Origin of the sequence: Flavobacterium gilvum, from assembly GCF_001761465.1 — a bacterium.
Classification (GTDB): Bacteria; Bacteroidota; Bacteroidia; order Flavobacteriales; family Flavobacteriaceae; genus Flavobacterium; species Flavobacterium gilvum.
Window position 1 is genome coordinate 4,136,071 of the sequence record NZ_CP017479.1, and the last position, 14,682, is coordinate 4,150,752.

A 14,682-nucleotide genomic window follows, 5' to 3' on the forward strand; every position below is an offset into this window, starting at 1 on the left:
CATTAAATACCATCTTATAACACCATATTAGAGACCGAATTAGAGACCTATTATTTAATTTTGTACCTTTACTTTTGATGAAAGCTATTACTCACAGATACGTCCTTAAATCCAAAACAAAAATCTTGGAAAACCGCACCAAACCTGAGCTGGTGATGGCTGAAGTGAGTGGTGCATTCAAAAGTAAAAAGGACGGAAAATTGAGTTATAAGAAGTTTCAATTCTCTTTGGAAGTGTCCGTTTTGCCCCAACATTTTGGAATTATTCGAGAAAAAAGAGGTAAAATGGGGTATATTTATGATCCAAATACCATCAAAAAATCGGAACGATATAATAAATTACTACGTAATAAAATAGCAGATTTTGAATTTGATATCGAAGCAGTTGCTTCTCATTTCAGAAATCAGGATCCTACTGCAGAGGAGGTTAAAAACTATCTTTTTTTCATTACAGGAAGAGACAAAAGAAAGCCCGAAGAAAGCTTTGAAATACTCTCTTTTTTAAATAGCCATATCAAGCATTTGGAGAATCTTGTTGGAAGTGGCCGAAAAGATGAAGTAAAAGAAAACACCATAAATTCATTTAGAAACCTTGTTCCAATTGTAAAAAGATATCAAGAGGCGAAAAGTAAATTAATATTTGAAAATCTAAATGAAGAACTCTATCGTGATTTTTGGGATGTAACCAACAAACTTAAAACAGGCGAGATAAAAATAGACAGCTACACTCCAAAATCTTATGGGAAATTTGCCTCAAATACCATTAAAGCATACCAAAATTATTTTATACTACTCTGCAAAGTCGCTAGAAAACAGCTTATAAATATTCCGTTGGATTTAAGCGATACTAACCTAATCAATACTGTAGAAAAAAACAATTCGCCCAAAACCGAAGCTTTTTTAAAGGAAGAGGACATCCTAAAAGTAATGAAATACAAACCAGTTTCAAAAAATACGACAATGGCAAAAGACTATATTATTATCGCAAGCCTTACCGGAATGAGGCTTCAATCAATGCAAGAAGCAAAAGGCAGAAGTATTGAACTTTGTACCAATAACAAAAATGTATTTTATTACCTCCATACTATTCAGGGGAAAACCTCAACTGAATGTTATACTCCCCTATTTTCAACAGCCTTGGAAATGATCAAAAAGAACAATTATCAATTTCCTGATTTCACAAAAATTACATTAGCCAATCTTAATATCAACATTAGAAGCGTACTTAGTTCGGTAGGAATAGAAAACAACAGCTTGTTCAGCACCCATAATTTAAGAAGTACTTTTGTGAGCAATCTTTCTCTGCTTGGAGTCCCAGAAATAATAATAAGCAGTGTTACACATCCATCAAAGAAAAGCAATATCAGCAGTGTACATATTTACGACAGAAGAGATATGCTGGATAAGGCTATAATGTTTACGCAGGAAATTATTAAGATAAACAAGATTAAATCTTCAAAACTTTATAAATTCTCTTAATTCGATAAGTCGTATTTTTCTATTTACTCCTTTTGATAGGAAAGAAGAAGATACTGCTAAAATAGGAAAGTTATACAACTCATTACAATAAACATTGCAAGGTTGCAAAGAATTCCTTCTCCTGAATCAACACTCTACATTTGTTTCATAAATATTTAAAAATTAAAGATTATGAAAAACAAAAAAACGCTTTACCATTTTGTATTAGACAAAAGCGGCTCAATGAACAATTGCAGAGAAACGACTATAGATGGTTTCAATAAACAATTAGAAACAATCAAACAATTGCAAAGGGAATTTCCGGAGCAAAAATTTGAAATCTCACTAACTATTTTTGATAATGATGTGGACCACATTTTTTCACATTCCAATGTAAATGGTTTTGAAAACTTAACCCCAGCAATGTATGTCCCTGATGGAAGTACTGCACTCCTCGATGCCATCGGTGAGTCAATTAACAAGATTAGAATAGCTCATGAATCTCAAATTCTAAATAATGAAATGAGTGTAATAATGGTTATTCTAACTGACGGTATGGAAAATGCAAGCAGGGAATTTACATATCACAACATTGCAAACACGATTAAAACCTTAGAACAAACGGAAAAATGGACGTTTACATTCCTGGGAGCAGATATTGATGCAATTCATACCTCAAAAATGCTGAATATACGTGAAGAAAATGTAGTATCGTTTAACAAAGGGGATATGTATGAAATGATGGATGAAATAAGTAATGGTATGCGTCATTATTCACAGAGCAAATCAGCCGGTATAACAAAAAAAGATTTTTTAGATTTTATTGTGAAAAAGGATCGTAGGAAATAATTATTATTTGATAATTTTAGAACATGAACATACATTTATTACGATCACCTGAACTAAAAGTAGAAACCTATCGGAATGTGCTGCATTTATTGCAGCAATTCCGTGGGCCACTTAATTTTATTGAATGTGAAGAGGAAATTCTGCAAAACGGTCCAAATGGTGAGGAAATTGAATGGGAATCCAAAGAAGATTTTGAAAAATTAAAAAAAGTTCGGTTTTTTTCAGAACCTCAGTTATGTTCGATCGACGATGAAAGACTAGTCAATCGAATTGTTTTTCCACATAAAGAAGTTCTTAAAACTTGGGAACAATTATTTGCAGAATGTGATAAGTACAGAAATCAAAAAAGAATATCTGAAAATGATATTGTTGTATTACTTACAGATATTGGCAATAAACCAAATTGGTTCGGAGGTATTTCTCCATCAATGAAAAATTATTTTGTACAAACATCAAATTGGCAACATTATTTTGGTTCTTCCATTGACATTCGTTTTCCAATTGCCTATGAAGTGATAGTTTGGAGTATGCGATATTTTATGTTTTCTACTAACGAAGCCATAATGAATAACATTCACAAAACTCCAAAAGGGTGTGTAATGGATTTCTGCCAGGACAAGTCCCAAATTATTTTAAAAATGAGAACTGCAGACGTATGCGATAGCTGCATGAATCACTTTATCGAAAGAGACGTACCTAAATTATACAGCCGACAGTTTTTTGAAATTTTGGAAGGAATCCGTGGAGCTATGACTTTTAGAGGAAGATCCAAACTATTCCATCAACCAAGTAGATTAGAAATAAAAGGATATACCAAAAAGATTTTCTTTACTGATTTAGGAGGGCTTGAGCTGAGATTGAATCCCAAAGAAAAGGCACTTTTTCTATTGTTTTTAAAATATAATGACGGGATTAGTTTAAATGAATTACAAGATTATAAAGAAGAATTAAAACAACTGTATGCAAATTTTTGCAATCAGTCAAATCCCGCAACACTTCAAAAAGCTATTGACCTACTTGTTAATCCTCTAGAAAACGATGCGAATATTGTATTATCAAGAATCAATAAAAAAATTAAAGAAGCTGTCGGTGAAACATTACTTGATTTTTATTGTATTAATGGTGAAAGAGGCGAAAAAAAACTAATAAAATTAGAACGTGAATTAGTGAATCACAAAAGTTAAATTTCATAAAGATCGGTAATTTAAGCTATTCATCAAAAGTATTCTTCCATTCTGCAATCAGATTTTTAAATTCTGGAAGATTTCGAATATTCTCAACATAATCATCAGTGGCTAGACCATTAAAGTTTCTATATCCATTTTTTAGTGTAAGCTTCAGCATTTCTAATGCATCTTTTGGCTTATTCATTAAAGAATACAAACATGTTGCATCATAATAATTTCCGGCTGTAGGATATTTTTCTAATATCTTATTCATCAAAGCGATTGCTTCTTTATTGCGCCCCAAATGAAAAAGAGCATATTGACTACAATTATTACCTTGGTCATCAAAATTGGTTTCAATTGTAAAAATGTGATTAAAATCCTCTTTGGCTTTTATGGGATTGTTTAGTTTGGATCCATATAAACGACCTCTCATTAAATATGCGTAAGTAAATCCATTATTTATTGAAATTGCATCTGTATAATCATTCAAGCCCGCTTCATAGTCTTTTAAAAACGCTTCTTCTATCCAACCTCTTTGATAATAAAACCATGCTTCGTTGGGCAGAATTTTTATTGCTTTTGTAAAATCTTCTTTTGCACCACTAAAATCCCCCATTAAACGTTTAACATCACCCCTTAAACTAAAATTAAAAGCATCGGTAGAGTCTATTGAGATAGCTTGGGAGTAATCCTTTATTGATTGCTCATACATTCCAGCACTTGAATAGCAACTTGCTCTATCTTCTAATATTTCTGCTTTTAAAGCAATATTATTGTCATAAAGTTTTATTAACTTGGAATAATCATTAATAGCTTCCTTAAAATTATTTTTGTTTTCCAATAATTGTGCTCTTGTATAATACCATTTGGCATTTTCAGGTTGACTATTGATTTGGGCATTAACTATTGAAAGAGATAGTGCATAGTTTTTCGCAGAGTACTCGACAAACAAATCACTATATAGTCTACCCTCTTCACCCAATAAAACGGCTTTAAATATTTCTTCGATTGCTTTACCATATTTATTTTGCTCATAATATGCTAATGCTTTAAAATAATAACCTTCAGAGTATTCAGGGTTAAGTTTAATGCATGTGCTTAACACTTTTTCCGCTTCAGTATAATTTTTTTGATATATATAATTTCTCCCCAATCCAGCATACGCTTTTACAAGAGATTCATCTATTTTGAGTGCTTGCTTATAGTCAGCTTCCGCTTTTGAATATTGTTCCAATTCAAAATATATTTTAGCACGGGAAATGTAAATATCTGGGTCATTTGGAGATATTCCTACTGCACTTGAATAATCTTCAAAAGTTTTATCATAATTCTCAAAATCTTTATAGATACGGCCCCTAAACATATATGCTCCAGCTAGCCTCTCTTTTTCTTTTGGAGATATATTTATAATTGCGTTATTTATATCCTTTAATGCATAGAATTTTTTGTCCTGAAAATAATATATTGTTGCTCTATAGAACAAAGCTATGCCGTTTTTAGGATTATCATTAATTTCAAGGCCAAAATAGGTAAGTGATTTTTCATAATCTTTTTCATTAAACGCTTTTAGACCTTGCTCAAAATTATTGGTCTGAGCATTACAAAATATTGCTATGAGTAATGCTATTAGAAAAAAAAATCTTTTCATACTTATTTAAAATTTAAGGATTTTGAAAACACTCTCTTATTTTTTTGTTTAAATCAGTCCACTTTTTGCTGACGATTTACAATATATTGGTTATTATTTTCAGTTTAGCTTCATCATGTTCCTTAAATGCATTACATAGTTTCAAATGATTTTCTAATGCATTCATATTATTTGCTGTTAATGTTGCACTGAATTCTTGCGCTCTTTGTAACATTCTTATATAGACCGCCGGATCATCATTTCGTGTTAGCCTCCTTAAAGCTCCCAAATAGTCATCGCGGTAAACTGTTGGAATTATGATACGTGTTTGATTTGCTTTTACCAATTCTGCATTCATCATTACTCTTGCAATTCTTCCGTTACCATCTAAGAAAGGATGTATTTCACTAATCATAAACATGATATAAGCCGATTTTGCAAAGGGCTCTTTTAAGGCTTGATAATAATCAAATCCTTTTATTAAAGTCCCTCTAACCAAATTATGGTCAACAAAATGAGTTTCACCTGCACGATTATTTTTGTCTTTAAATTGTCCAGGTTTTTTGGAGGCTCTAGCTCCTAAAAGTATTTGATGCCTATATTGCAATATGTCCAGCAATTCATCCGGATTTGATGGCGTTGTACTCATTTCCTTTTGATTACTCACTAATCTATACGTTCCTAATATGTCGTGCGAATCCTCATCACGGTTCGGTATTGGAGTTTCAGTTTGAATGATACTTTTAGCTTCTTCAATTTCGAAAATCGTTCCTTCAATGTAGTTTGAAAAATAAGCTTCAAAGAATGCAAAATTTCTAAAAGAACTGATTTCTCTATTTATATCCCGACTATCTTTATAGGGGTTCTGTTGGAGTTCTATAAAAAGTTTTTCGAATAATTCTAAGCGGTGTTTGTCATAAGGATTACCTAAAGCTCTGGCAACTGCCAATGGGGATTTTAGAATTTTTGAAGGTTTTGTTGTTAGCAAAGCACCAATTAATTTATTGAGCTTTTCAAACTCCGATTGCATTCCTAATTTTTCGGCAATTTCTCTAGCTTTGTCTCTGAATTGATTTAGACCTCCTTCTCCTTTTACTTGCACTATTTGTTCTAACTTGCTTTCTATTTCGGGTAACGTAATGGTTTTTGAAGTTGGTCCTACTTGACGTGAAGATTGTAGATTTTCTAAAAAGGCTCTTTCTTGTTGCGAAACAAATAATTCGCCCGAAAATGGATTATCTCCCTCTATTGCAGGTAGTCCTTCCAGAAAGCGGATGGTTATTCCTGGAAGTTCAATTTTTTTTGTATAGGTATAGGTTACAAATATTTGATTTGCAGATGTTGGTTTGAATTCCAATGCAGAGCGATGGCTTAATACTGAGCCTGGATAGAGTTTTCCTAAAATGGCAAAAATATTTCTTCTGATAATTACATCCGCTGACTCATTGAAGTTGGAAGTATATATACGAGGAGCAATTTTTTTTATTTCCCCCTTTTTTTCCAGTTTCCCTAATTGTTTGCTTATTGCTATATCACTAGATGCGAATATTACTTCCTGAAGATGAATTGGGATATTATTTTCCATTATAATAGCTGTTACATTTCAAAAATAACTATTTTTTTCCAGTAAAATTAAATTTTTGGAAAAAATTTTCCATTATATCTGATTTGAAAATAATTTTATATTTCCACTAAATGCATCAATTCAATTACTTTTAGATAAATTTTTCCAGTAATACACTGGAAAAAACGGTCAAATTGACCACCTCTTTCCAGTATAAATTGACCACCAGTTCCAGAGCAAACTGACCACCCCATTCCAGTTCAAATTGACCACCTAATTTTGGGGTAAATTAATTATTAAAAACTACAGACTTTTTCATGTCGTTAGAACCATACATTCGCAAAAAAAAAGCGGATTATGGCAAACAAAATAACAGACATGAGTAAAATTAGAAAAGTAATTAAATTCTATTGTGATGGAAAAAGTAAGTTATTTATAAGTAGCTACTTATCCCTTTCTAGGAATACGGTAAAGAAGTATATTTCTTTATTTGAAGTTCTCGGATTAAACTTTGAATTTATTGATAAAAAAACAGATGCTGAACTAGAACTTTTGTTTTCACAGACTACTGTGGAATCAATTAGTCCCAAATTACAAACACTCCATAATTATTTTCCTAAAATGGAGCGTGAGCTAAAAAAAGTTGGCGTTACCATACAACATATGTGGGAACAATATGCTGCCATAAACCCTGATGGTTACAGGAGTTCTCAATTTGCTCATTATTACAAAGTATGGAGTAAACAAGTCAATCCAGTGATGCATATGAATCATAAATCCGGTGATAAAATGTATGTTGATTATGCTGGAAAAACACTATCCATTATTGATAGCGACACTGGAGAAATCAAAGAAGTACAATTCTTTGTGGCTATATTAGGGGCTAGTCAATACACCTATGCTGAAGCTTCTATGAGCCAGCAAAAGGAAGATTTTGTTACTTCTGTAGAAAATGCCATGCGCTTTTTTGAAGGCACTCCTGCAGCAATTGTTCCAGATAATTTAAAATCTGCAGTAATAAAAAGCAGTCGTTTTGAGCCAACAATTAATGAAACTTTAGCCGACTTAGCGGAACATTACGAAACTACAATCTTGCCAACTAGAGCTTATAAACCTAGAGATAAGTCATTAGTTGAAGGGGCTGTAAAGATATTATACAGAAGAATTTATGTAACACTAAAAGAAACCAAATTCTTTTCTCTAGAAGAATTAAACCAACAGATATGGGATTTATTAGACATTCATAATAATCGAAAACTAACAGGTCGTCCTTACTCACGAAAAGAATTGTTTGTAGAAGATGAGAAACAAAAACTGCGTCCACTACCACAAGAACGCTTTGAAATCAAATATCAATCCTTTGCAACGGTAATGCAAAATGGTCATGTCCAATTAAGTCAAGACAAAAATTATTACAGCGTTCCGTATCAATATGTAAAGAAAAAAACGAAACTCTTGTACACAAGATCAACCGTAGAGATCTATTATAAATACAATCGAATAGCGGTTCATCAGCGAAATTACAAACCTTATGTCTATACCACAACTCCAGAACATTTAGCCAGTTCACATCAGTTTGTAGCTCAGTGGAGTGCTGCTCGATTCATTGATTGGGCAGGTAGTATTGATGAGTCAGTAGGAGAATATATTATGCAGATAATCGAAAGCAGAAACCATCCTGAACAGGCTTATAAAAGTTGTTTAGGAATACTAAACTTTGAAAAAAAGGTTGGTAAGCAGCGATTAATAAATGCCTGTAAACGAGCGCTTGACTTTAGAATTTACAATTTTAAGACCATCCAAAATATTTTAGAAAACAACTTAGATCGTATTGATTTAGAACAGGAACCTGAGCATGAACTTCCGAACCACGGAAACATAAGAGGCAAACAGTATTATAATTAAATTAAATCTTAAAAACATGAATGAATCCACAGTAACAAAAATGAGACAAATGAAACTTTACGGAATGTTTAATGCTTTTAAAACAGCGATTGAAAGCGGAAGAACAGACCACTACACACTCGATCAATTTGTATCGATGATTATTGATGCTGAATGGGACGAAAGGCACAATCGTCGTATAGAACGCAGTATAAAGAATGCTAAATTCCATTACAAATCAAATATTGAAAATGTCAATTTTGATGTATCCCGCAATCTTGACCGGAATACAGTTCTTCGTCTGGCAGAATGCGAATTTGTTGAAAAAAATGAAAACATCTTAATCACAGGAAGTACAGGTGTAGGCAAAAGTTATTTAGGTACCGCATTGGGTTACCAAGCCTGTATTCATGGCTATAAAGTAAGCTATTTTAATACTTCGAAGCTGTTTGCTAAATTAAAAATGGCCAAAGCAGATGGTTCTTACCTAAGAGAACTTGCCAAAATTGAAAGGCAAGACGTTATCATACTTGACGATTTTGGACTCCAGGCATTAGATAGTCAAAACCGAATTACACTTTTGGAGATTATTGAAGACAGGCATAATAACGGTTCTATAATTGTTACATCGCAAATTCCTGTACAAGGTTGGTATGATATAATTGGCGAAAAAACTATAGCTGACGCAATTTTGGATAGACTTATACATCAAGCCCACAGACTCGAATTGCATGGGGAATCTATGAGAAAGAAAAGAGGAATAAACAAGGAATAATATTTTAAGTATATTTGAGTACTAATTAGCGCATGAAAAAAAGTAGTTTTTTATGAAAACGGGGTGGTCACTTTGCTCCGGAATTAGGTGGTCATTTTGAATTGGAATCAGGTGGTCACTTTAAATTGGAATTGGGTGGTCAATATCACTGGAATTTACATTAAAGGTATTTTTCCCAGATTAATACGTATAAAAGTGTCTATTGAGCTGCTTTTCCCTTCATCATAGATTTCATACCAGATAATTTGTACGACACCTTCCTGATCTTGATCTTCTTTGCTATAAATTAACGTATTCCTTATTTTTTCCTTTGCTTTCTGTGGATCTTTTATATGAGCAGACGTTTCGAACCATTCGTGAATTATTTTTCGTGCTTCGGAAATGAAATAAAAATCTATTGTATCATCGCTTTCAGTGAAGTCATCTATAAAATCAGCGCAACCTTTACGAGTTTCATATTCAACTTTATACAGGTGCTTTCGGTGTTTTTCATAAAGTGTTTTTCCTGGATAAAGTTCATTTACCAGATAAGATAACAAAATTCTTATCGTCGTAAGTCTTTGTTGACCATCAATAACTTCGTACCATTGGTTATCATCAAAATCACTTTTCAATTCGTTGTTAACTTTTGTTTCGTCCGTACATTTTTTTATGACTATTGGTTGAAGACAATAAAATTCCTTTTCAGCTTTATTGGGTTTGATGGCAAAACTGTAAATGTCATTTAATAAATCTTTAATCTGTACTTCAGACCATCTGTAACCTCGTTGGTAAGAAGGAATGAAAAAATTTTTACCCAGCAATTCACTGATTGAGAATAAACCTATACTATTATCCATAAACTATGATTTTAAAATGTCTTTTATATATTATTTTTCTGCATTGGTTATATTCATTTCCTCCACAGTCGTTTGTATTTCCTCCACATCAATCATCCCGCTCATCAGCCTCGGCAATAAAATATCGCGGGCTTCATTCAAGAGGTGGTTTTGTTTTGTAAGATTGAACAATTGAGTATGTATCACCGATGTAATTTCACTGAATAGTTTTAAAGATTCTTCGTTGGGCCAAATAATATCTAAAGCATTAAATTTACTTTTGGACAATTCAGGAAAAGTAGCACCAGTTGCATGACTTTTAAATTCTTCAACTCTATACTTAAAATTGTATATGAGGAATCCTTTATCAAACTCATTTGTTGGTGTAACATTAATAAATCCTTGATTAGTTGTAAACGGTTTGTTTATCAAAGCAAACAATCCAATAGTAGCTCGACTGGTCATCATAAATGAATTAGTATCTAAAAGTTTTGCAGAGCTTTTCTTCAAACCAAACTCTGTGATTTTTTGGCTACTATCTAAAACACATAAGCTGTTTGCTTTGGATAAATCAGTGGGTGAAAACCAAGTAATATCGCCACCATCCCAATATTCATCAACAGTTCTAGATGGAGTTCCTCCACCTGAAACTTTACATACATCCCCAATCGTTTTCTTCTCCCACCCCTCCGGCAACCCCGTCTCCTCATCAAACTTAGCCGTTTCATGACCCGGGAAACGCATTTTTACAAACCATTCTTCATAAGTAAGTTGGGCTTTTTCTTCCAGTAATTTGATGCGCTTGAGGTTGTTCTCTATCAAATCATCATAGGCCGATAGGATGGAGGCTATTTTGCGTTGGGTTACTTTGGATTTGGGGATTTGAACTTTAGCTGAATATATTTTAGCTGGTGAGGTATGTTTTACTGTTGCACCTGATGAAGAACCTGCTATATACCTTTGATAGGAATGAGTTCTTAAAAGCCAATAAATAAATTCTAAATCACAATCATGATTTTTTAAAGACACTAAACCTATTCGTTGATTATGTAGGTAAACATTTTTTGGGTCATTAGGAATTCTTGCTGAAAATCCAAGTGTATCGGCTTGTTTACTAAGGTCTGTCATAGTTACGATTACATCACCTGCTGATAAAACAAAATCTGAAGAAATGGGGCCTTCATAATATTTCATTTTATCACTTTTAAACCCACCACCGATTGCAAAATTTCCAGGTGTTAATAATAAATTTTTATTAGGTTCATCTACAAAAAATTCTCCTTTAAAACCATATCCATGTTTAATAGTAATTAGATCTCCTAATAAGTATTCTTTCCAACCCTCTCTCATAACTGCACACTTTGAATTTGTTGCATCAATCGGTTGGCCTCTTCATTCAAAGTTGCCAATTCGCTATGTATCTCTGTCATTCGTCCTTGGTAATCAAAGTCCATGTCCAGCTCAACCACCACACCCACATAACGGCCGGGTGTAAGGCTGTAATCTTGGGCGGCTACTTCTTCCAAATCCACAATTTTGCAAAGGCCTTCCATATCGGTATACTTTCCGTCTGGGAACTTTTCGTTAAACCAATTATTGTTGGCACTTACTTCGGGTTTTTCGCCACGAAATAGCGCCATGATAGCCGTAAGACCTTCCATTTGTTCCTCGCTGAAATCATTAATGGTCGTCGTCACCTTGCGAAAGGTGTTGCGCGCATCGATCATCAGGATTTTGTTTTTGTTTTCGGGCTTTTTGCCTTTGTTGTAAAACCACACATGGCAGGGCAACGATCGGGTATAGAAAAAGTTGTTTCCCACCGAGACGATACATTCCACATCGCCGGTTTCTATCAATTGCTGGCGGATGCGTTTTTCGGCATTTCCGGCATCGGTCGCGGAGGAAGCCATGACAAATCCGGCGCGTCCCGTTCCGTTCAGATATGAATGGAAATACTGCATCCAAAGGTAATTTCCGTTGCTTACGGTTCCGTTTCCGGTAAGTGGTGCGCCAAAAGGCAGACGCTCGTCTTCGGCCAGGAATTTGTTTTTGGCATCTACCTTATCCACATTAAAAGGCGGATTGGCCATGACAAAATCGCATTTTCCGGTCAGGTTGTGTGGGTTGGTATAAAAGCTGTTGCTTTCTATGATTTTGCCCTCGATACCGTGAATGGCCAAGTTCATTTTGGCCAGCTTGGCGTTGTTGCTTTTCAGCTCGGTGCCATAAACGGTGATGGATTCGTTCACGCTTTTATGGTCGTGATCCTGTATAAAATGGGCAGTTTGCACAAACATACCCCCAGATCCGCAAGCAGGATCATGCACGATTCCGTGATTGGGCTGTATAAAATTCACAATCAGGTTTACCAATGACGGAGGCGTAAAGAATTCGCCGCCTTCCTGGGCACCGGCACCCTGCATGGAGAATTTCATCAAGAAAAATTCATAGATGCGCCCGAAAACATCACCTTTGGCATGGCGAACGGCATCCTTATTAAACACGCGAACCAAATCGCGCAACAGTTTATCGTCGAATTCCTGAAAGCTTTTCGGTAAAATACCTGCCAAATCGGGGTATTCGGCCTCTATGAGTTTCATGGCATTGTTGATGGCATCGGCTATGTCCTCGCTTTCGGGCAGTGCGGCGAGGTAATCGTATTTGGCTTTTTCGGGCAATAGGATTGCTCCGGCAGCGGCGTAATCGTCTTTGGTGGCTTCACGCTGCGTTCCCGTGCGTGGGTTTATGGGCAAGGAATTGGCAACACTTATTTTGGCATCTTCATAACGGTTTTGGGCAAAACGCAATAACACTAAACCCAATAAAGGATCTTTGTATTCGGCAGCGGTAAGTTTGGAGTTTCCTCTGAGTTCGTCGGCGGCATCCCAGAGTTCTTTTTCTAAATTTTTTATTTGTTCTTGAGTCATGAAGTATTTTAAAAACGTGATAATATTTGTATTCTATGCTAAATGGCTAAAGTAACTAATTATTTAATAAAGGACATTGATGAAAATCATAATCCGATTAATTTTTCAAAAAAAAAACGAGTAATTAACTTAAGGAGCTATTAGAGTATTCCTATTGTTTTGTTTTTAGATGATTATTTTTCACAAAAACAAATAAAAGCCTGGTTGATAATTGATAACATGGTACTTCGTTAGAATTGAGATACCAAAAGTATATTCATAATAAATTGATAAATTACTTTAAACAACTTCCATTTTAGCCTATTTTAGGGGCTTGTAATTTATCCCGTTATTTGGCTATGACATTAAAAATAATCCACACTTCTGACTGGCATCTCGGCCAAACATTTTTGCAGAAATCAAGAATAGAAGAGCACCAATTGTTCATTGACTGGCTTTTAGAAACTGCCAAAACGAAAAATATTGATGCCATCATTGTGGCTGGGGATATTTTTGACGTTTCAAACCCGTCGATAGAAGCATTAAATAAATACCATTATTTCCTCACCGAAGCATTTAAAAGTGAAATTCAAGTTATAATTACCGGAGGCAACCATGATTCTGCTGCACGTTTGAATTCTTATAAAGATATTTTTGAAATTCTGAATATATCGGTTGTTGGCGGAGAACACGGTAATTTAGGAGCTGTCATCCCTGTTTTTAAACGGAAAGAAGAAACACCTCGAGCTGTAGTAACAGTAGTTCCTTATCTGCGAGACGGAGATATCAGAAAAATTTCCGAAGGAGAAAGCCTTAATGAAGCACATGGATTATTTACCGTTGAGGTTAAGAAACACTATGACAATTTATTGCAACAAGCCAAAGAAAAACATGCAGACATTCCTGTTATTGGCACTGCCCATTTATTTGTTACAGGTTCTGTCACCAGCGAACCATCAGAAAAAAAAATGCACGTTTTGGCGGGGACATTAGGCCAAATTCCTTCTACTGTTTTTTCTGAGGGATATGATTACGTTGCCATGGGACATATTCACAAACCACAGTTGATTGCACATCCTGAAAACGTTGTATTGAGATACTCGGGATCCCCTATTCCCTTAAGTTTCAGTGAACGTAACGACCAAAAAGAAGTTACGTTGTTGACAATTGAAGGTAAAAATATTGCTTTTGCTCCTATTCCTGTACCCTTAAAAAGGGATATTATCAGATTTGAGGGTACTGCAAACGAAATTATCGATAAAATAAAATCATATCACTCATCTAATGAATTAACAACTTGGGGAGAAATCATTATCACCGAAAAAGTCAATTTTATTGAATTCAATGAACAGATTAATGAATTGTGTTTTGAAAAAAACATAGAAATCCTCAACCGTAGTACCAGAATAACCAATTCTGAAATAGCATCGGTCAGAGAACATTTCATTGTCGGAACAGATAATAATCCGCTCGATGACGTTCATGAAATTTTCAAATTGCGATGCGAAAAAAAAGGTATTAATGAAGAAGGAATCAATGAACTGATGCCCTTATTTAATCAGATTTTGGAAAAAGTTAAAGCAACTGAATAGTTCTAAAGTAATTTCGTGACCGTATTAAAAAATCAATTCTG

At 34.3% G+C, this 14,682-nt stretch carries 11 protein-coding genes; 6 read left to right on the forward strand and 5 right to left on the reverse strand.

All coding sequences use genetic code 11. The features are described 5' to 3' along the window. Nucleotides 1-125: 125 nt before the first annotated feature. The 3 genes from EM308_RS16750 (at nucleotide 126) to EM308_RS16760 (ending at nucleotide 3,490) form a co-directional block, all read left to right on the forward strand. Nucleotides 126-1,478 carry a site-specific integrase gene (locus tag EM308_RS16750; RefSeq protein ID WP_156101382.1) on the forward strand — a complete coding sequence of 451 codons (1,353 nt, stop codon included), beginning with the start codon at nucleotides 126-128 and terminating at the stop codon, nucleotides 1,476-1,478. 171 nt (nucleotides 1,479-1,649) lie between these two features. Further along, the gene (locus EM308_RS16755; protein WP_035640061.1) at nucleotides 1,650-2,306 is read left to right on the forward strand and encodes a vWA domain-containing protein; all 657 of its coding nucleotides are present in this window, start codon (nucleotides 1,650-1,652) and stop codon (nucleotides 2,304-2,306) included. A 23-nt stretch (nucleotides 2,307-2,329) separates the two neighbouring features. Then, nucleotides 2,330-3,490, forward strand: a complete 1,161-nt coding sequence (locus EM308_RS16760; RefSeq protein WP_051877882.1) for a hypothetical protein — start codon at nucleotides 2,330-2,332, stop codon at nucleotides 3,488-3,490. A 25-nt stretch (nucleotides 3,491-3,515) separates the two neighbouring features. On the opposite strand, the gene EM308_RS16765 is transcribed toward EM308_RS16760, so the two are convergent. Next, nucleotides 3,516-5,123: a tetratricopeptide repeat protein gene (locus tag EM308_RS16765; protein WP_035640065.1), complete on the reverse strand. Its 1,608-nt coding sequence runs from the start codon at nucleotides 5,121-5,123 to the stop codon at nucleotides 3,516-3,518. 76 nt (nucleotides 5,124-5,199) lie between these two features. After that, nucleotides 5,200-6,687 carry a Fic family protein gene (locus EM308_RS16770; protein WP_035640068.1) on the reverse strand — a complete coding sequence of 496 codons (1,488 nt, stop codon included), beginning with the start codon at nucleotides 6,685-6,687 and terminating at the stop codon, nucleotides 5,200-5,202. A gap of 336 nt (nucleotides 6,688-7,023) precedes the next feature. On the opposite strand from EM308_RS16770, the gene istA reads away from it, so the two are divergent. Then, nucleotides 7,024-8,571, forward strand: a complete 1,548-nt coding sequence (gene istA, locus EM308_RS16775) for an IS21 family transposase (protein ID WP_035634844.1) — start codon at nucleotides 7,024-7,026, stop codon at nucleotides 8,569-8,571. Nucleotides 8,572-8,587: 16 nt separating this feature from the next. Continuing rightward, nucleotides 8,588-9,325: an IS21-like element helper ATPase IstB gene (gene istB / locus EM308_RS16780; RefSeq protein WP_035634847.1), complete on the forward strand. Its 738-nt coding sequence runs from the start codon at nucleotides 8,588-8,590 to the stop codon at nucleotides 9,323-9,325. Nucleotides 9,326-9,480: 155 nt separating this feature from the next. Here istB and EM308_RS16785 read toward each other — a convergent pair whose 3' ends face one another. The 3 genes from EM308_RS16785 to EM308_RS16795 are packed head-to-tail and all read right to left on the reverse strand — an operon-like array spanning nucleotide 9,481 to nucleotide 13,070. After that, a complete protein-coding gene (locus EM308_RS16785; RefSeq protein WP_035637619.1) occupies nucleotides 9,481-10,164 on the reverse strand; it encodes a DUF262 domain-containing protein in 684 nt (227 codons plus the stop codon). Between the two features lie 30 nt (nucleotides 10,165-10,194). Continuing rightward, on the reverse strand, nucleotides 10,195-11,493 hold the full coding sequence (locus EM308_RS16790; RefSeq protein WP_051877797.1) for a restriction endonuclease subunit S: 1,299 nt from the start codon (nucleotides 11,491-11,493) through the stop codon (nucleotides 10,195-10,197). Then, a complete protein-coding gene (locus EM308_RS16795) occupies nucleotides 11,490-13,070 on the reverse strand; it encodes a type I restriction-modification system subunit M (protein WP_035637617.1) in 1,581 nt (526 codons plus the stop codon). The genes EM308_RS16790 and EM308_RS16795 overlap by 4 nt, the downstream gene beginning before the upstream one ends. A gap of 338 nt (nucleotides 13,071-13,408) precedes the next feature. Between EM308_RS16795 and sbcD the strand changes: the two genes are divergently transcribed. After that, nucleotides 13,409-14,641 (forward strand): exonuclease subunit SbcD, encoded by a 1,233-nt coding sequence (sbcD, locus tag EM308_RS16800; RefSeq protein ID WP_035637615.1) that lies wholly within the window; start codon nucleotides 13,409-13,411, stop codon nucleotides 14,639-14,641. The last annotated feature ends 41 nt before the right edge of the window (nucleotides 14,642-14,682 follow it).